Source organism: Bacillus sp. FSL W7-1346 (genome assembly GCF_038593335.1).
Lineage (GTDB): Bacteria > Bacillota > Bacilli > Bacillales > Bacillaceae > Bacillus > Bacillus altitudinis.
The window spans coordinates 832,089-849,967 of the sequence record NZ_CP151988.1 but is presented as its reverse complement, the minus strand read 5'-3'; the positions used below and the strand labels follow the sequence as shown (position 1 = coordinate 849,967).

The following is a 17,879-nucleotide window of genomic DNA, read 5'->3' as shown; positions in this document are numbered from 1 at the left end:
AACCTTCACCTAGTGAAAGGTAAAGGTTCTTTGGACTTATGGACGCCGTTTTCGATTTGGGTCCATTCCTATCAGCTTAGTGACGAGCACCATTGTGACAGGCAGTGATGTATTCTTTTTATACGCTAAATATTTTCCGCGCCATTCTGGTTTATATTTCTGTTTAAACGACCGTAAGCCGCTGAAACTATACATATATCTGACGTTATTGAAGATGACACTCGCCAAACGTTCTGTCAGAAAGGACTGGTGGAACGTGCCTACATTCGATAATGGTGCCATTCCCATGTTAAAGGATGTGTAGCCTTTTTCTTTCGCCCATTGAAAAAGGTGGATAAAGAGTGCATCCATCATCCCGTTCGGTGCATCATGCATGTGACGCATGAGGTCGATGGATATCTCTCCTTTTTGATACATCGGCATTAAGGACACAAAAGATATGATCTGCCCTTGTTCATCCTTTAAAATCGCAATCGGTGCTTTTTGAAGGTAGTCTTCATGGAAATAGCCTAATGAAAATCCTTTTTCTTTTTTCTTGCCCAGCCAGCTGTCAGAGATTTGTTTTAAGGTTGAGATCAATTCCTCTGAAAAGGGCGGCTCCAGCATTTCAAACGTATAGCCTTCTCGTTCAAATTTATTTGCAACAGCCCGTAAGTTTGATTTTTTCTTTCCTGACAAAGAGAACGTTTCTAAATCGACCATGGCTTCTTCCCCAAGCTTAAAGAAGTGAAAACCTAGGTCATGATAAAGCGCCATTCCTTCACGTTCTACTTGATAAAAAGCGACACGATAGCCTGCTTTTTCTGTCTGCTCCAAAAATTCTTCCAGTACAAGCGGATAAGAGGCTCTACGCCCAGAAGGATCTCCAAGCACAATAACGCAGCGGCCAATCCGGCCAAACTGAAGCATCGCCTCTCCATCACTTGAGAAAAACAGTTTTTTGTCTCCCAAAAAACCTAGATGACTAAGAGCATTTCCTCCCTTTTCTTCGAGAAAAGTTTTTAATTTTTCTTCATCGGCTTCTTCGCCGATTGGAACTGCTTTTTTGTTAAAAATCAATTTGCTAATGAAAAAGAAAAGAGGGACGCCAATTAAAGCAATCATACTGGTCATCGTGATATGCCGTTCATTATGAACCAAATAGTCCTTGCTTAAGAAATGACCAATTTTCATCCAAATGAAGTTTCCAATGACATTATAGTTAAACAACACTAGTAAATATCCGGCGGCGGCGGCCACAAACTGATTCAAAGAATAAGGCGCCTGCTGCTTCACAAATTGATTTCGAAGCGAGAAAAATACCACCATGATGACCGGCAATATAAAGATCAAACTTAGGTTAAACCCTTTTAGTAAAGTAAACACAAAGCCGCCTGCCAGGGCAATCATTGTCAATAGATAAGACCGTTTTGTTCTTTTATACACTTCAATGGACAAAATCATTAAAATGATCCCGAACATTAAAGAAAGACCATTAAATCCTGATAACAAAAAGCGTGGAATGGTTGTAATCACACCTAAACGATCAACAGGAAGCACAACGGAAGCCATAATGAGCAAACCGCTTCCAAACGTTAAAATGGACAAAGATCCGTACAATAGACGGATGAGCAGAGCTCGGTGCAAAACAATTAAGACGTTCGTTGTTTCAATAGCAGGAGCCATTCTCGGATTGCCTTCAAGACGCCTGAGTGTTGTTCCAGTTAAATCGTATGCCGCTAGACAAAGTCCAAGAATAAACGGGAAAATGGAGTAAACGAAGCGGTACAATACAAGCGCTGTCAGTACCATCTCTTTATCAAACCCAATGTATTGCATACTGAGTAAAAAGATCAGATCAAACGAACCAAATCCGCCCGGAACCATACTGATTAAACCGCCGATTGACGCAATCGCAAAGACGCCTAATACAATACGGACATCAACGTTCATCCCCATAGAGACAACAGCCATGTACATGACAAGACCAGCTGCCAGCCACTCTAAAAACGATGCACCAATATAAGCATAGATCGGGTGCTTCAGTCCGTTTTCACCGCTCTCAATCGAGCTTTTTCGAATGGACGCCATGATGATGTAAATGGGCACAATACAAGCAAAAATAATGACAAATGCCCATAACCACGGCTCCTGACTAATAATACTTTCAACTGGCAGGACCCTAACTAAAATCAAATCACTGAAAATAGATAAGCCTAGCAGAACGGAGGATGTTAAAAGGGCTATGCCTTTCAGCAGTTTTTTCGTATCGGTTATGTATTCCTTGTATAGAAGCGTTCTAAGCCCTGCTCCTGATAAACCACCGAATCCAAGTACACTATTAAAGGAGTTGGCGATCCAAGAAATTCGGATCGTTTTCCAGCCGCTGATGGGCATATCAAGGCTTTTTCTTAAAATAAAATCATATAAGGACATGGATAAAACAGCGACAAGTCCAAGAAAGACTAGAATAAACAAGTCCATTCGATTCAAGCTGTCAATAATATAAAACGTCTTTTTAATGGAAAGGCCGCTCAGCTCCTGCTTGGCGACAAAAATTAAGACAAGGATGATCACGATCGGAAAGAGCATTTTTAAGATCGTCATACCCGTTTTTTTGTTCCACATGTTTTTCCCAACTTTCTAAGTTGCTTCATTAATTTCAACTGACCATTATTATACAACAAATACCACTTAATTCATGCAGTTTAACATTCAAAAGCTTCATGATACTTTCAATTAGAAGTAAAAATCAGTAATATAAAGAAAAGAGCCGCTTAAAGGAAGTGAACAAGCGTGGAATATAATATTCATGACACCACCGTACTAAAAGAGGAAATCCTATCTCCTGAGGAAAAAAAGACATGGGTGCTGTATATGAAAGTGCTCACTGCTGCAGGACTTGGAGATGTTTCTGAATGGATGAAGCTTGATATGAGTATGCCTCAAATGAAAGTACTCATGCTGCTCAATAACCATGGCTCTCTTAAGGTGTCCGAAATTGCTGAAAAAATGGGGGCTTCTTTGTCCAATATGACAGGGCTGCTTGATCGGTTAGAACAATCGAACTTTGTGGAACGAAAGCATTCTGAGCGTGACCGTCGAATCATTGTCGTAGAATTGACAGAGGAAGCGAAAAATATTTTCAGAAGTATTTATCAAAAAGGGCATGAAAAAATTAAAAATTCCCTGCAACGGCTCAATGATGAAGAAAAAGAAAAAGTCAATGAAGGTCTAGCGATTTTAGAAAAAGCACTTCGTCCCGAACGTGGCTAAAAAAGAAAAAAAGACGGTCACTTGAGGTCCGTCTTTTTTATTTCTTCTTTTTCTTGTTTATCTGGGGTGAAAAGATATTGACGAATGACTTCCCGGTCATCCCACAGGAGATAACCTAAACCGATAATGAGAAAAATGATGCTGATCCACGTACCGCCTGGGAGTATATCTTCCAGTTCCTCGATTGTTCTTACTGTGCTTACATTTCCACCATAACGAATCTCAAACAAAACGAATTTTGCTATATAAAACAATGCCGCCATGCAGATAAACATAGCGCCGACAATTCTTCTACTAGACATGTGTTGACTCCTTTACTTCCACTGATTTCTTTTGATTAATTCCGTGATATGGGCGAGATGATGCTGTGAATGCCAGACGTACATTCCTGTTGCATCATATAAGGACACCGTTTGTTGATCGGCTGGATGGTAATATGCAGCGTTGAAATCTTCCTCTGTCATCTCCCGAAGTAATGTGACCCACCGGCGATGTAGACTGCTGATTAACGGCAGCGATTGGCTGATAGACGCCTTGCTGTCAGGAAGTGAAGCAAATGCCTCCTGATCATATGGACGTATGTGCGGTGTTTCTTCTGTCAGCGCAAGTTTAAATCGCAAGTAGGCATTCAGATGGCTGTCCGCTACATGGTGAATGAGCTGACGAACGGTCCATCCTCCTGGCCGATATGGGGTATCCAGCTGACCATCTGTCAATGGGACAACTGCCTCTTCATACTTTTGAGGAATGAGTGCCAGCTCATCAATCCATGCCTCCAGCTGCTTTTTCGTTTGTTGGTCCACCGGTTCATATAAGCCAATCGGATATTGTAATGATGTCATCTGCTGCCCCTCCTTAAAATCCTTCTAGAACAAATTTACCTATCATCTTCCCTTGCTCAAGTGTTTGATGTGCCTGCTTCAAATTGGCGGCATTGATGGGGCTGAGCACCTTTGTTAATGTATGTTTTAACTTCTTCTCTTCAAATAATGTACTCGCTTCTTTTAAAAGCTCATGCTGCTTCATCATATCCGAGGTTTTGTACATCGGCCGTGTGAACATGAATTCCCATACAAATGCAGCACTTTTATTTTTGAGTAATTGAATGTCTAAATGGTGTTGATTTTCAACAATGGTACAGATCGTACCTTGAGGTTTAATCGCTTCTGCCATGCCTTTGAAATGGCCATCTGTATCATTTAAGCATAAAATGTAATCCACTTCGCCAATCCCTTTTTCCTGAAGCTGCGCTAAGAGCGGCTGGTGATGGTCAATGATATGATCAGCCCCTAATGAGAGACACCATTCATTTGTTTCAGGTCTTGAAGCAGTGGCGATCACAGTCGCTTTCGCTAATTTGGCGAGTTGAATGGCGATAGAGCCCACTCCGCCTGCTCCACCGATGATCAGCAAGGTCGAGCCTTCTGCATTCCGCTTCATATGCATTCGGTCGAATAGCGCTTCATATGCCGTAATTGTTGTAAGAGGCATGGCAGCTGCTTCGGCAAAAGAGAGATTTGCAGGCTTTTTCGCCACAATTCTCTCATCCACAAGCTGGTATTCACTATTTGAGCCTTGTCGCGTGATATCTCCTGCGTAATAGACGTGGTCACCCGGCTGAAACAACGTACACGCTTCGCCCACTTCCACCACCGTACCGCTTGCATCGTAGCCAAGAATTTTCAATTCATCTTCTTTCTGATTCTTCGGTGACCTCACCTTTGTATCCACTGGATTCACCGACACAGCCTCTACTTTCACCAAAATATCCTTGCCAGCTGCTTTGGGCTTTGCCACCTCCTGATCGATCAAGCTTTGTTCATGCTCAATTGGCAAATACTCAAATAATCCAACTGCTTTCACTCGCTCGCACTCCCTTTCTCCATGCTTCTTTTCCACATTTTATCATACATTTCTGATGCTGATGGATCAGTCAGCAAGCGATTGCACATTTAGGAGTTCTTCAAAGCCCTTCGTTCCCTCACGATGTAAGAAGGTCGAGCCTTTTGTAAAGAGAGGACATAGGTGAACCAGCCGCTCGATTTAAAGAAGTACTGAACATAATAAAACTGAATGTGCTGAAAGAAAACGACGATGAACAGAAAAATTGTGAATAATAGCGTCACAATGTCTCCCTGCATCCATCCACTGATCAATAACATCACAAAACCGAGCATCATGAGCTGTTCGAGCCTCTGCATGATCAGGATAACGAGATGTCCCCGTTTGGTTAGGTCACCTGATTGACGCTTTCGAATGTTTCTTGATTTATAAAACCATACGATACTTGTCACTAGATGATGAATGATAAAAAGAGCGATCATGACCATCAATAAAGGAGTTGATTCAAAAAGATCTTTTATAATGAATGGGATCACCAAAAAATAAAATGCGGTAAATGCGTGTCTAGCTGATAAGAGAAATAATTGTTTTTCTATGTATCGCTGCATGTGTCTCACCTCTATATGTAGTACGTCTCATTTGTCATAAGGTTCCTTCTGCCTATCAAAAAAGGATGCCCTGAAAAAGGCATCCTTCATGAATCAAGCTTAAAATGCAGCACTCAGTACGACAGGACCTTGCGGAAGCTTGTTATCCTTTTTTGGTTCAAGGGTGACAGCCACAGTATCCCATGATTCGTTTGCTTCTTTTTCAGATAATGCATAGGTGACGGTGCCCTCCCCTTTGCTATCTGTTTTAAAGGCACCGGCCGGAACGGGCTGATCTCCTTTAATGAGCCATACTTGATAAACAGCTGATGAATCAAGCTGGCCTTTTAATCCGTCAGCACTCACGACAAGCTCTTTTTTGCCGTGATGCTCAATCACTGAAAAAGCACCCGTTGTTTTTGCCGATTCAGCAGATGCCAGTGATTTTGTCGCAACAACTTTGACAGGTTGTTCTGCTTGTTCTGTTCCATTTGTTAAGAAATACACGTTCCCAGCTGCAGAAATGAGAAGTAGTGCGGCAACGAGAGGCAAAAGCCATTGATTTTTCTTCTTCATTGGCGGTTTCGTCTCATTTGCATCACGCACTATTTTGAGATCTTGAGGCGGGTTCGATGTTGCAGCGATTGTTGTCTCTGATATCTCTTCTTCAAATACTCTTGATAAAATGCGGCCTTTCATCCCTGCCGGAGGCGTTTCGTCCTCTGCTAGAAACGGAATATCAGACATGAGCGATGTCAGTTCTTCAAGCTCTTCTTTGCAATCCGAGCAATGTTTGATGTGTTCTTCAAACTGCGTCTTTTCTTCTCCTTGTAAATGCCCGTTAAAGTAATCAATGACTTGATGTTTACACTGAGTCATGCCTCTTCCTCCTTTCCTCCGCGAGACAGTTTCGTTCGTAAATGCTTCAATGACAACCGAACTCTTCCCTTCACCGTTCCAATAGGGATGCCTAGTTTTTCCGCAATGCTCTTTTGTGTCATTCCTTTAAAATAAACATCTTCGATGATGGTTTGCTGTTCTTTCGACAATGTTGATACTGCTTCACGTATGATTTGTTTTTCTACGTTCCATTCTACTTCTTTTGACACATCTTCTTGATGATCTGCCAAGTATTCAATATGCTCATCTTCAAGAGCTGTTTCATTTCGGTGTTTCCTTAATAGATCGATTGCCGTGTTTCGTGACATCATAAATAACCATGAGGAAAATTTCCCTTTATCTGTATTGTATTCTCCTATGCCGCGCCAGAGCTTGATAAAGACTTCTTGAAGCACTTCCTCCGCCAGCTCACGGTTTCCAGTCATTTTATAAATAAACGAATATAACACACGTTCATAGCGATCGTACAATAATTCAAGCGAGGGCTTATGTCGATCATGTTTGATCTTGTGATACAGCTCAAAATCCTTCAGTGTGTCCATGGTCATCTCCTTCCTTTTTCATGAGAAAGAGCATTATGCATTCATCATGAAATCTTCACGTATGGCTTATCACTCAAATTGCTGAGATAAGCCTCCTTTGTACTTTACTCTTTTTTCAAGGAGAAAAAAAGAGCACTGAAAAAGGAAATGTGTTCCTCATGAGAATGTACTTACTAAACGGATGGATTGACCATTTGGATCACCCACCTCAAGGAAAGTCAAGAATGCATGTGTTTCATTCACTGTTCAGTTGATTTTAGCAAACTCTCATTAGTCTCTCAATTTACATCAGGTAGAACGCATCCTTTCATCATGTCATAATAGAACGAAACAGGAGAACTGGAGTGTCCGAAAATGATTGTAACGATTGTTCTTTTTTTATTAGCTGGTCTGGCTGAAATAGGCGGTGGTTATCTTGTCTGGCTGTGGCTGCGTGAAGCAAAACCCGTCAGCTACGGAATCGCAGGTAGCCTCATCTTGGTCGCTTACGGCGTCATCCCTACATTCCAGCAGTTCCCGACCTTTGGGCGGGTTTATGCAGCCTATGGCGGTGTTTTTGTCGTTCTCGCTGTGTTTTGGGGCTGGTGGGTCGATCGCAAAACCCCTGATATGTACGACTGGATGGGTGCTTTGATCTGTTTAGCTGGTGTCAGTGTGATGTTATTTGCCCCCCGCAGTTAAAGGTCGGATGATGATCACACGCTAAAAAGCCGGCAATATGCCGGCTTTTCCTCTTTTACATTCTAAACTGTGTTTCATACAAACGCCGGTACATCCCGTCCATTTCCAGCAGGTCTTCATGCCTGCCTTGCTCCTTGATGCCCTCTTTTGTTAAAACCACAATCCGGTCAGCATGCTGGATGGTCGCTAGGCGATGCGCAATAATAAACGTGGTTCGTCCTTCAGATAGTTCTTCAAGTGAGCCCTGAATAAAGGATTCTGTCTCCGTATCCAGAGAAGATGTGGCTTCATCTAAAATAAAAATTGGCGGATTTTTAAGGAAAATACGTGCAATGGAGATACGCTGTTTTTGTCCGCCAGATAACATCATTCCGCGTTCACCGATGATCGTATCAAGCCCATTTGGCAAGCTATTTACAAGATCCTTCAGTTGGGCTTTCTCCACTGCCTGCCACACTTCTTCATCAGATGCATCAAGTTTTCCGTATAAAATGTTTTCTCGGATGGTCCCATGGAATAAATAAATATCTTGCTGGACGACACCAATTTGTCTCCGCAACGAAGGCAGTGTCATCTTTCGTGTCTCTATGCCATCAATTGTAATGGTACCCTCCTGCCATTCGTAAAAACGTGGCAGCAAACTGCAAAGCGTCGATTTCCCAGCACCAGAGGGACCTACGACCGCAATGGTCTCTCCTTGTTTCACCTCAAGATTGATGTCATGAAGAACCGGTTTGTCTGATTCATATTGAAAAGACACATGCTCAAAAACGATATCCCCATTTAACTGATCAACTTCAATGGCATCATCCGCATCCTTTTCATCTGGCGATTGATCGATGAGTGATGCAAATCGTTTAAAGCCCGCTGCACCTTTTGGATACATTTCAATGACTGCATTGATTTGTTGAATGGGTCCTAAGAAGATGCCTGTTAATAGCACAAATGACACAAATTCCCCATACGTCATATTTTTTTGCAGCACAAACCATGCGCCGCATACAAGGCCAAACACTGTCACACTCTTAATAAGAAAATGACTGACAGCGGTATGCACAGCCATCATTTGATATGTGGTTAGCTTTGTCTTTCTAAATTGCTCGTTATGTTCAATAAATCGGTCCATTTCATGTGATTCATTTCCGAACGCTTTCACAACACGTATGCCACTAATATTGTTTTCCACACGTGAATGGAATTGACCAATACTCGAGAACATTTTATCAAAAGCAGCAGACATTTTTTTCGTAAAGTAGACGGATAATCCGATCAAGAATGGAACGACAATAAATGTGAGAACTGCCAGCTGCCAATTAATCGACAGCATCAAGCCAAAGGCACCCGTGAGTGTCATGATCGCGATAAATAAATCCTCCGGGCCATGATGCGCGATTTCTCCAATATCCATTAAATCATTTGTCATACGGGACACGAGTTTTCCCGTTTTCTTTTTGTCAAAGAAGCGAAAGGACATTCTTTGCACATGAGAAAATAGCTGATTCCTCATATCCGTTTCTATATTAATGCCTAATTTGTGCCCAAAATAGGTCACGACATAATGCATCGTAGAGCTGATCACGTATAAACTGAGGAGCAGAATACCCCAAAACCAAATGGCATCCCAATCACCATTTGGCAGCAAATCGTCCATCACTTTACTGATGGCAAGGGGAAAGGATAATTCGAGTAAGGCTGCCAGTACCGCACAGGAAAAATCTAATATAAACAGCCCCATATATGGTTTGTAGTATGAGAAGAAACGCTTTAACAATTGACAGACCTCCTACCGATCAGACATTTCTGTCAATATGTCAGCAAACTCTTCCGCTTGATTGGCTACTGCAATCGGATCGTAAGGCCAGAAGAACTCTGTATCCATTTGATAGGTCTGCTCTTTTTTGACAGATTCTAGACTCTTCCAAATAGAATTGTTTTTATCAAATGTTCCGCCGTTGCTTTCATCAATGAAAATGTAATCTCCTGCATATTCAGGAAGGGTTTCATACGAAATGACTTCATACCCTGTCTTACTTTTTAAAATTGTATCTCTGACCTGTTTTGGCGGGTTTACCTGTAATTGCTGATATAATGCCTGCCCGCCTCGATAAATTCCGTTACCATATACATAGACATCATTTTTAAAAGCACCCATGATCGAGACCGTTTCATTCTCTTTTAAAGCAGACTTCACTTTTTTCCTAGCAGCCTCAATTCGTTGATCGAAGGCGGTGAGGAATGCTTTTCCTTCCTCTTCTTTATTTAAAATTTTTGCCAGCGTCGTTAATTCTTCATGTGCATCTTTGAAAGAACCGTAAGGATACACGATGGTAGGGGCTATTTTTTTGTACACATCATAGACTTTTTCATCCTGTACGGCTGTGATAATCAGATCAGGCTTTAAGCTAAGTGCTTTTTCAGCTGAACGCTCGTCACTGATGTCCTCTATTCCTTTTATCTTGCCCTTTAAGTGTACGTTCTTTAAATCCTGCGTTGTCGATCCAACAGGCTGAACGTCAAGTGCAATCACACTCCCTAAATATCCATCTACGAGAATTCGTTTAGGTTCAGCTGGAATCTCTATCTTTCCTTTCACTGTTTCAACCGTTTTCGTTTCTTGCTTTGATTCTGCTGTTTTGGCCTGTTCTTTATTGCCACAAGCCGTCAATATCATTAGAAGAATGACAGCACATATCCAATACGTCTTTTTCATCTCCATATTCCTCCTTCATTTTCGCCACTACAAATGAGAATAGTTATCAATTACTAGTCTCATGTATTCTATCAACCTCTCCCGTAGTGGTCTATGGAGGATTCTCGCAACTTACATATGGACAATTGTTGGATAGGCTGACTGTGTCAATTGAGAGACAAACCGGTCCATCAAAAGAAGTGCACGCTCTCCTTCATCAAATCGAAACTCCTCCAGTTTTACTGGATAAAAGGTACCATTTTTCACAGCCGATAATTGACGAAGAACATCACTTTCTTCCATTCGCTTGTCCATTTGCTTATACCACCCATATTGGTCAGAGACAATAAAAAACATATGATCCGCCTCGTATTCTCCAAGTCTCTCTAAAGGAATGACTGTATGTTGATTAGGAAGAAGAACTTCTTCTAAAATGGCTTTTGGAGGTTTTAAGCCAAGCGTTTCGTAAAGATAGAAGGCGCCTCTTGCCTCATAGGACCACATATACACTTTGTCATGTCCTCTCATTTCATAGATTGCAACGGTCTCGCCTTTTTCTCTAAAGGAAGACAGGGTGTTTCTTGCCTGTTGACTATGCTGTTCAAATCGTTTCACCCAATCGTTTGCCTCATCTTCTCTTCCTAAAAGGCGTCCTATAGACAGTACATCTTGTACAGCATGATGACCGGCGTATGGCAGAACAAGAACAGGTGCGATTTGCTCCAATCGCTTGATCAATGCAGGTTTTGAATAATAATAGTTAGGGACGATGATGACATCTAATTGAAGTGATTTAAAGACGTCATCAGGCGTGTGTTCATTTATGACGAGCGAACTAGCCAGATGTTCTTTGAGTATATCTGAATGGAGATCGGTTTCTTCGTCAATACAAACAGGCTCAATGCCTATTGCAACCAATGACCCGACAAATTGAAAAGCAGCAATCCGCTCTGGTCTTCGGTTCATTCGAAACTGACTGGGCGTTCTTCCTGTTTTTTGACGGAACTTCCTGCTGAAATATAAACTGTCTGCATACCCGACTTGCCGTGCTATGATTTGAATTTGATCGTCTGTTTGTAAAAGACGTTTTTTAGCTTCGTCTATTCGAATTTGTGCAATGTATTCTGTCACACTCATTCCCATACTTTGTTTGAAAAAGGTAGAAAAGTAACTCTCATGAAACCCCATCTTATGAGCTAAGTCTTTTCTTGTTAGTTTTTGATTATAATGTGCAGTCATATACTGCAAGATCATGTTAATCGAATAATGCACTTTTTCGTTGTATGGCTTGGATTGTTTGCGGAAAATGAACATGATTTCTTCCAGCCATTTCGCCTGTTCTTGTATGATTTGGCTCGTCTGTATTTGTTTGATGTAAGAAAAAAGGACTGCAGAGCCTTTCACCACTTCCCCATTATCAGGGAGATGATCATGATTCACCTTATAGACCAATTCATTTTGTGCATCATGTGCCAGAGTGAATTGGTCAAATGTGACCGTATAGATCACTACTTGCTCGCTGGATAAAGATTCAACCATGACATCTATTCCTGAGCGGATCAACACACTGTCTTTGGCATTTAGCTCATATCGAATTCCTTCCATGTCAAGTCTCACCGCACCGTCGGTTGTCAAGAACATCAGTGAAGATGTTTGCCATGAGTCCGTTTGTTTCACAGAAAGAGATCGTTTACTGCTTTCTTTCATGCGAAGAATTGTATGAGTATAGGCGGTCATTTTCTCTTTCTCCTTCCATATAAAAAAGTGCTAAAATAAACCATTTTAGCACTTCAATGTCTGACCGAATGGTGATTATCGCGCTCCAGCCGTTTGTAATTCTTTGTTTTTCTCTTTAAAGCGTTCATTATGTGAAGACACGTACGCTACTTTTTCTGCTTCTGGTTCGATGTATAGCTTTGCGCTATTGAGTGCATTGACTCCATCAACAAACGTACCGGCAATTAAACGCACTTTACTTTTATGTGTGCATAAGTCGCCAACTGCATAGACGCCAGGTAAATTGGTTTCCATCTTTTCATTGACCTCGATGAGTCCCCACTCACCTTGCTTGAGTCCCCATTCTGATAGAACGCTTAAATCACCTTTCATGCCATGGTTGACGATGACAGCATCGGTTTCGATTCGTTCGATGTCGCCTGTTTCTAAGTGCTGAATGGTGACGGCTTCAATTTTGTCACCTTGACCATGAAGCTCTGTGAGTTCATGCGGTGTGAGAATGCGAGCACTAGATGCTTTCATGTTGGCGACGTTTTTTTCATGTCCACCAAACATATCACGACGATGCACAACGGTCACACTTTCAGCAATTGGAACGAGGGCATTGGCCCAATCAACAGCTGAATCTCCGCCTCCAGAGATGACCACCCGCTTTCCTGCAAACGTCTTTAGCTCCTGCACAGTGTAATAAAGGTTTGTTACTTCATAACGGTCTGCATGCTCGATTTCAAGTTTTCGCTGAACTGGAATTCCGTGACCCATCGCTAAGATGAGGGTCTTTGTCAAATGACGATCGCCATTTTCAGCCGTCAGCAGGATATGACCATTCTCATCCCGCTCGAATTGCGTGATTTTTTGATTCAACGCAATCTCTGGTTCAAATGTTTTCGCCTGTGTTTCTAGCTGCTGAATCAGCTGTTCACCTCTTGTTGGCGGCAAACCGCCCACATCCCAAATGACTTTTTCAGGATATAGAAGGATTTTTCCGCCAAGACTTTCGTTATACTCCAGTACCTTCGTCTTTAAATCCCGCATCCCACTATAAAAGGCGGTGTACATTCCTGCTGGACCGCCACCAATAATGGTGACGTCAAACAATTCAAGCTGATCTGTCATTTGAGTCCCTCCGTTTTTCATTGAATGATCTATTTATCATTGATATTGATTCTCATTATCATATGTATCTATTGTAGTCTACTGTAGCGAAGGGAATCAATAGCTTTCTATAAAAAAAGAACAGGACGAGCGCTTTCTCGTCCTGTCATCCATCACACAATCGTTAATCCAAGGTCCTTTAATTCCAGCGAAACAAGTCTTGCAATCGCATCTGCCCCTTCTTTTGTAAAGTGCGTGCGATCCTCTATACCTGTTGACAGCATAAAGTAAGAAGTCGTTTTCTCTATGCCGGAAATTTGATAAAACTGGAGACTAACTGTATTTAAATCAACGAGAAGAACTTCTTCTTCATCGGCAAGTTCTTTCATAGCGGCACAGTAATCAGGGAAATCATTGATATATTCTCCGTCTTTTTCATGAAAGCGGCCGACTGGCGTTAATAAAAGCGGTGTAGCTCCTTTCGCTCTTGCTCCGTGAATATATTGAGACAAATAGCTTTTATACGTTGTGAAAGGATCTGTATGCCGTTCGGGCTTCTCCGTTGAAGCATCATTGTGCCCCATTTGTGTGAAAAGCCAGTCCCCAGGCTGAATGTCAGCCAATATTTTATCAAGCCGTCCTTCTTCAATGAATGTTTTTGAGCTTCTTCCACCGATTGCGCGGTTGTCGACGCTCACACCCTGCGCTGTGTAGCGATGTAAAAACTCTCCCCACCCTCCTTGAACAGGACGATCTGGGTAAGATGAAACGGTTGAATCACCAGCTAAATAGATGGTTGTCATGTTCATACGCCTCCTTTTTCATCTAGCCACTCTAATAAGCGATGCGGACATCCAAGTGGCTGCTGAAAAGATATGAAACAATCAGCATCGCTACTTCATTCATTCTCTTTTTAATGATCAAAACCCTGCTTACCGGTAGATGTGAATACGTTAAATATGCGGCGGAAGTTCTACTTTTGTCTCAACAGCTTGCTTTAACGCCTGAAGCATATAGCCAATTCCTTTATATGGAGCCAGCGGATAAATCGCTGGCTGATGAGGAAGTAATAACGGATCGATCACCTTTCGATATTTTTTTCCACCTAGTATCACTAATTCATCATATGCAGTGAGATGTTTTTCATGAAATTGCTGACTTAGTGCTTTTCTTGTTATCTGATCAGTATGCGGTGTACCAAAAGCCACATCATAATTTTCATGAATAATATCATCTGCCTTTAAGAATCCATGCTTCGCTGAAATAATTAGGTAGTCTGAAAAGAACGTTCGGGCATAGCTTTTCGTACGCTGATGCAGCGGACTTAAATAAACGAGGTTCGCCGGCTGGCTCCCTGCCTCTGGATGGACGTCCCATATTTTCTTCGCCCCACATGGAATGATACAAACTCGCTTCACTTGATTTTCTCCTTCCTTCGTTGATACATCCGATACAACATACAACCTAGCGCTGTGCCAAGTGTATTTAAGAGAATATCATCTATATCGCTGCTTCTTGTAATCATACCAGATTGTGAGAATATCCATTGAAGGATTTCGATGATCGCTGACAAGATCAACCCAGCCAGCACCGCCTTTTGAAAGCGACATGTCCGAAAGGCTTGATATAGAAAAAAACCGAGCGGCACAAATAAGAGAATGTTCCCTGCCACATTTAAAAAGACAAGGTTTGGATAGCCATGCTGAAAGGCGTGTAGGTTTTGTTGAATGGAATGGAAGGGAATCAGATTGACGCTCACTTGATCTTTTGGTGCTGAAAAGCGATTCGGAAAGACCGTTAAATAAAAGAGAACATTCGTATAAACAAATAGAAAAGCAAGGACCATTTCTGTTCGTAAATAGATAAAACGTTGCTGTTTTTTTGCCAGCCTATATCTCATATTTAGATAGAACGGGACGAGCAGAAGAAAATAAGCCATTGAAAACATAGCACTGGATGTCATACAAATAGCTGCCCCTTTCTTACACCATGCTTGACCATATTACAGGTTATTCAAGCTTTCCTGTATCTATTCATCACTTATTCTCACAATTCATGCGATATTGACAAATCGTCATTTTCTCGGTATACTGACTGACATTCAGTCATTTTAAGGTCGGTGATCCTGTGTCAAAACGAGAAAAAATTATGCTTGCTGCGATTGATGCCTTTAAAGAGAAAGGAATCGAAAAGACGACCATATCGGATATTGTGAAAACTGCAGGTGTTGCGCAAGGAACTTTTTATTTATATTTTCCTTCAAAGCTGTCTGTCATGCCTGCCATCGCTGAACATCTGATCGCACAGATGGTACCAGCCATTGAAATGGAACTCACTCAGCATGCGGATGTACTTGATCAAGCAGATGCGCTAGTTGAATTTATTTTCTCTTTTACAAGACAATACCGTGATGTTCTTGCCTTAACGTATTCAGGTTTAGCTGCCACCGAGCATTTAAAGGAATGGGAAGATATTTATGAACCGATTTACAAATGGGTCGCTTCTTTTTTAGAAAAGGCAAAACAGGACAAAAGAGTACGTGCGAACTTGAACTGTCAATATGCTGCGAAATTCATTATCGGTTTACTTGAATCATCAGCTGAGCAAATGTACTTATTTACAGAAACAGATACAGAAGAGGTTCTGATTCAAAAACGAGAGGTGAAGCAATTTCTCCTTTACGCACTTGGCATAGAGACACCTTAACTTAGTACAGCACTTGCTGTACGCTCTTTTTTGGTTTTAAAATGACGAATCGTCAGTTTTCAGTTTTAGGAGGAAATACGATGAAAAAAAGCTGGATGTATGTTGCACTCACATGTTTATTTGAATTACTTTGGGTGTTTGGTTTAAATAGAGCTGATGCTGTGTGGGAGTGGGCGATCATTATCTGCCTGATCCCGGTTGATTTTTATTTTTTAATGAAAGCCTGCGAGAAGCTGCCGACAGGGACTGTGTACGCCGTGTTTGCAGGAGTTGGAACGATTGGTACATCTTTGATGGATTATGCGCTGTTCGGCGGTTCGTTTTCATTAGAAAAGCTTTTATTTATGGGCATTTTAATTCTCGGAATTATTGGACTGAAAGTGTCTGATGGAGATGCACATGAGCAGAAAGGAGAAGCGGTATAAATGGGCTGGTTTTTTGTACTGTTGGCCTCTGCCTGTGAAATTGGCGGAACCATTGGTCTCAATATGTTTAGTAAGAAAAAGCAACTCACGACAGGCATTATATTTGTCGGCGGATTTGCCTTATCCTTTTTGTTTTTGTACGCCTCGTTCTCTTCCGTTCAAGTCTCCGTTGCCTATACGGTTTGGATTGGACTTGGAACAGCGGGTTCTGTCTTGTTTAATATGATTCTATTTAAAGAGCCGAAAAACATGATTCGTATCCTCAGCTTGCTGCTGATTGTGATAGGTGTGGTTGGGCTGAAGTTGTTTGCGTAATAGAAAAAGCAATGGAATAGATTATCCATTGCTTTTTAAGTTAATTTTTATACTTTTCTTGGTACGCTTTAAATTGTTTTTCGTATTTTTGCAACTTTTCCCCATCGACTTTTGAATTTAATTTCGGTTTCCGCTTTCCAATCACCATTACATCTTTATCTACAATAGGACTTGATAAAAAGATATATGGTGCAAAACGATCACACTTCGTATGTGGAAGGGTGACGGATAATCTAGCGTATTCTTCTGTCGGGAATTGGTTTGAAATATCAAGTTCCTTGAGTCCCTCTAATGCCGATATTGGCTCTAAAGACTCGTCCTTCACTTTTATATTTGATAAGCACAGATATTTTAAATTCTTGAGGTATCTTAAAGGTTGAAGCGTATTTAAATTTAATGTATTCCAAATCCCACCTGACAATTGTAACCATTCTAAACCAGTGTTTTTTTGCAAAGGGGCTATGTCATTCAACTTTGAAAAATCTGTTAAGGATAAAGATTTTAAAAAAGTGTTTTTTGATAGATCCCATAAACTTTGTGCCTTTGTATTCCATTCAAGTGACAATACCTCAACATCTTGAAGAGAACTGATGATTGATAAATCTTCTACTCTCAGTTCACGCATATAGAGCATTTTGGGATTAACTAAGCTCAAGATCGTATTGAATTCCTTTTGGCTCACTTTGTAAATCCACAATTTCGTCAGGTTAGAGAAAGAGTTCAACCTTTCAATATTTTTTGTTTTTCCTGTGATTACTAACTCAGTGGCATTTTCATCTACGTCGGCTAAATCATGAACAGCTTCTGGTCGTGCATCATGACGAAAAATATATTCAGGGTCTTCTTTTAACATTCTTTTACCTCCACACCTACTAATGATGGATATCTAAATGAATTTTATCAGATTTTTTCCGAAGAAACAGGGAAAGGGATAAAATCGAGATGGTCTTCTTTAGTCCGTTTAACCACAATCCGCCGATGATTAAGTCTATTTTCAATCCATTTTATAAAATCTTTATCATCTAAAATATGGAGCAACAACATATCAACGACTTCGCTTTCACTATACTCCATATATTCTGCACAGGTCTTGACGATAGCTCGT

At 41.2% G+C, this 17,879-nt stretch carries 20 protein-coding genes; 5 read left to right on the top strand and 15 right to left on the bottom strand.

All coding sequences use genetic code 11. The features are described 5' to 3' along the window. Positions 1–36: 36 nt before the first annotated feature. Complete coding sequence (gene mprF, locus NST09_RS04180) at positions 37–2,607, bottom strand: bifunctional lysylphosphatidylglycerol flippase/synthetase MprF (protein ID WP_060832188.1); 2,571 nt, start codon at positions 2,605–2,607, stop codon at positions 37–39. A 168-nt stretch (positions 2,608–2,775) separates the two neighbouring features. On the opposite strand from mprF, the gene NST09_RS04175 reads away from it, so the two are divergent. Next, entirely contained in the window at positions 2,776–3,255 is a 480-nt protein-coding gene (locus NST09_RS04175) for a MarR family transcriptional regulator (RefSeq protein WP_008341672.1), read from the top strand. Positions 3,256–3,272: 17 nt separating this feature from the next. Here NST09_RS04175 and NST09_RS04170 read toward each other — a convergent pair whose 3' ends face one another. The 6 genes from NST09_RS04170 to NST09_RS04145 all read right to left on the bottom strand — a co-directional run bounded on the left by NST09_RS04170 (position 3,273) and on the right by NST09_RS04145 (position 7,126). After that, positions 3,273–3,557 carry a hypothetical protein gene (locus NST09_RS04170; protein WP_146271649.1) on the bottom strand — a complete coding sequence of 95 codons (285 nt, stop codon included), beginning with the start codon at positions 3,555–3,557 and terminating at the stop codon, positions 3,273–3,275. 12 nt (positions 3,558–3,569) lie between these two features. Next, the gene (locus tag NST09_RS04165; protein ID WP_108611433.1) at positions 3,570–4,097 is read right to left on the bottom strand and encodes a YfiT family bacillithiol transferase; all 528 of its coding nucleotides are present in this window, start codon (positions 4,095–4,097) and stop codon (positions 3,570–3,572) included. 13 nt (positions 4,098–4,110) lie between these two features. Next, entirely contained in the window at positions 4,111–5,118 is a 1,008-nt protein-coding gene (locus tag NST09_RS04160) for a zinc-binding alcohol dehydrogenase family protein (RefSeq protein ID WP_048002104.1), read from the bottom strand. A gap of 89 nt (positions 5,119–5,207) precedes the next feature. After that, positions 5,208–5,705, bottom strand: a complete 498-nt coding sequence (locus NST09_RS04155; protein WP_342493379.1) for a hypothetical protein — start codon at positions 5,703–5,705, stop codon at positions 5,208–5,210. A 99-nt stretch (positions 5,706–5,804) separates the two neighbouring features. Beyond that, entirely contained in the window at positions 5,805–6,563 is a 759-nt protein-coding gene (locus NST09_RS04150; protein WP_326115532.1) for an anti-sigma factor, read from the bottom strand. Next, positions 6,560–7,126: a sigma-70 family RNA polymerase sigma factor gene (locus NST09_RS04145; protein ID WP_181891240.1), complete on the bottom strand. Its 567-nt coding sequence runs from the start codon at positions 7,124–7,126 to the stop codon at positions 6,560–6,562. The genes NST09_RS04150 and NST09_RS04145 overlap by 4 nt, the downstream gene beginning before the upstream one ends. 354 nt (positions 7,127–7,480) lie before the next feature. On the opposite strand from NST09_RS04145, the gene NST09_RS04140 reads away from it, so the two are divergent. Further along, entirely contained in the window at positions 7,481–7,807 is a 327-nt protein-coding gene (locus tag NST09_RS04140) for a YnfA family protein (RefSeq protein ID WP_007496671.1), read from the top strand. A gap of 55 nt (positions 7,808–7,862) precedes the next feature. Here the strand turns inward: NST09_RS04140 and NST09_RS04135 are convergent, their stop codons facing one another. From NST09_RS04135 to NST09_RS04105, 7 genes are all read right to left on the bottom strand, one after another. Next, a complete protein-coding gene (locus NST09_RS04135) occupies positions 7,863–9,578 on the bottom strand; it encodes an ABC transporter ATP-binding protein (RefSeq protein ID WP_048002101.1) in 1,716 nt (571 codons plus the stop codon). 12 nt (positions 9,579–9,590) lie between these two features. Then, positions 9,591–10,517 carry an ABC transporter substrate-binding protein gene (locus tag NST09_RS04130; protein WP_169476138.1) on the bottom strand — a complete coding sequence of 309 codons (927 nt, stop codon included), beginning with the start codon at positions 10,515–10,517 and terminating at the stop codon, positions 9,591–9,593. A gap of 111 nt (positions 10,518–10,628) precedes the next feature. Next, the gene (locus NST09_RS04125) at positions 10,629–12,233 is read right to left on the bottom strand and encodes an AraC family transcriptional regulator (protein ID WP_342493378.1); all 1,605 of its coding nucleotides are present in this window, start codon (positions 12,231–12,233) and stop codon (positions 10,629–10,631) included. 75 nt (positions 12,234–12,308) lie between these two features. Further along, complete coding sequence (locus tag NST09_RS04120) at positions 12,309–13,349, bottom strand: NAD(P)/FAD-dependent oxidoreductase (RefSeq protein WP_024720272.1); 1,041 nt, start codon at positions 13,347–13,349, stop codon at positions 12,309–12,311. 152 nt (positions 13,350–13,501) lie between these two features. Beyond that, the gene (locus NST09_RS04115) at positions 13,502–14,131 is read right to left on the bottom strand and encodes a rhamnogalacturonan acetylesterase (protein WP_017358823.1); all 630 of its coding nucleotides are present in this window, start codon (positions 14,129–14,131) and stop codon (positions 13,502–13,504) included. Positions 14,132–14,281: 150 nt separating this feature from the next. Beyond that, positions 14,282–14,746, bottom strand: coding sequence for a DUF6884 domain-containing protein (locus NST09_RS04110; RefSeq protein WP_017358822.1), 465 nt, complete (start codon positions 14,744–14,746; stop codon positions 14,282–14,284). After that, positions 14,743–15,291 carry a VanZ family protein gene (locus NST09_RS04105; RefSeq protein WP_144626195.1) on the bottom strand — a complete coding sequence of 183 codons (549 nt, stop codon included), beginning with the start codon at positions 15,289–15,291 and terminating at the stop codon, positions 14,743–14,745. The genes NST09_RS04110 and NST09_RS04105 overlap by 4 nt, the downstream gene beginning before the upstream one ends. A 164-nt stretch (positions 15,292–15,455) precedes the next feature. On the opposite strand from NST09_RS04105, the gene NST09_RS04100 reads away from it, so the two are divergent. From NST09_RS04100 to NST09_RS04090, 3 genes are all read left to right on the top strand, one after another. Beyond that, positions 15,456–16,034 (top strand): TetR family transcriptional regulator, encoded by a 579-nt coding sequence (locus NST09_RS04100; protein ID WP_017358820.1) that lies wholly within the window; start codon positions 15,456–15,458, stop codon positions 16,032–16,034. Positions 16,035–16,114: 80 nt separating this feature from the next. Next, positions 16,115–16,459: an SMR family transporter gene (locus NST09_RS04095; protein WP_003217798.1), complete on the top strand. Its 345-nt coding sequence runs from the start codon at positions 16,115–16,117 to the stop codon at positions 16,457–16,459. Continuing rightward, on the top strand, positions 16,460–16,774 hold the full coding sequence (locus NST09_RS04090; protein ID WP_017358818.1) for a multidrug efflux SMR transporter: 315 nt from the start codon (positions 16,460–16,462) through the stop codon (positions 16,772–16,774). Between the two features lie 40 nt (positions 16,775–16,814). Here the strand turns inward: NST09_RS04090 and NST09_RS04085 are convergent, their stop codons facing one another. Continuing rightward, positions 16,815–17,627: a leucine-rich repeat domain-containing protein gene (locus NST09_RS04085; RefSeq protein ID WP_342493377.1), complete on the bottom strand. Its 813-nt coding sequence runs from the start codon at positions 17,625–17,627 to the stop codon at positions 16,815–16,817. Positions 17,628–17,879 lie beyond the last annotated feature (252 nt).

Bases quoted from the DNA above. Each gene is read 5' to 3' on its own strand.
- mprF (WP_060832188.1), bottom strand. From the start codon at position 2,607: ATGTGGAACAAAAAAACGGGTATGACGATCTTAAAAATGCTCTTTCCG.
- NST09_RS04170 (WP_146271649.1), bottom strand. From the start codon at position 3,557: ATGTCTAGTAGAAGAATTGTCGGCGCTATGTTTATCTGCATGGCGGCA.
- NST09_RS04165 (WP_108611433.1), bottom strand. From the start codon at position 4,097: ATGACATCATTACAATATCCGATTGGCTTATATGAACCGGTGGACCAA.
- NST09_RS04155 (WP_342493379.1), bottom strand. From the start codon at position 5,705: ATGCAGCGATACATAGAAAAACAATTATTTCTCTTATCAGCTAGACAC.
- NST09_RS04150 (WP_326115532.1), bottom strand. From the start codon at position 6,563: ATGACTCAGTGTAAACATCAAGTCATTGATTACTTTAACGGGCATTTA.
- NST09_RS04145 (WP_181891240.1), bottom strand. From the start codon at position 7,126: ATGGACACACTGAAGGATTTTGAGCTGTATCACAAGATCAAACATGAT.
- NST09_RS04140 (WP_007496671.1), top strand. From the start codon at position 7,481: ATGATTGTAACGATTGTTCTTTTTTTATTAGCTGGTCTGGCTGAAATA.
- NST09_RS04130 (WP_169476138.1), bottom strand. From the start codon at position 10,517: ATGAAAAAGACGTATTGGATATGTGCTGTCATTCTTCTAATGATATTG.
- NST09_RS04125 (WP_342493378.1), bottom strand. From the start codon at position 12,233: ATGACCGCCTATACTCATACAATTCTTCGCATGAAAGAAAGCAGTAAA.
- NST09_RS04120 (WP_024720272.1), bottom strand. From the start codon at position 13,349: ATGACAGATCAGCTTGAATTGTTTGACGTCACCATTATTGGTGGCGGT.
- NST09_RS04115 (WP_017358823.1), bottom strand. From the start codon at position 14,131: ATGACAACCATCTATTTAGCTGGTGATTCAACCGTTTCATCTTACCCA.
- NST09_RS04105 (WP_144626195.1), bottom strand. From the start codon at position 15,291: ATGACATCCAGTGCTATGTTTTCAATGGCTTATTTTCTTCTGCTCGTC.
- NST09_RS04095 (WP_003217798.1), top strand. From the start codon at position 16,115: ATGAAAAAAAGCTGGATGTATGTTGCACTCACATGTTTATTTGAATTA.
- NST09_RS04090 (WP_017358818.1), top strand. From the start codon at position 16,460: ATGGGCTGGTTTTTTGTACTGTTGGCCTCTGCCTGTGAAATTGGCGGA.
- NST09_RS04085 (WP_342493377.1), bottom strand. From the start codon at position 17,627: ATGTTAAAAGAAGACCCTGAATATATTTTTCGTCATGATGCACGACCA.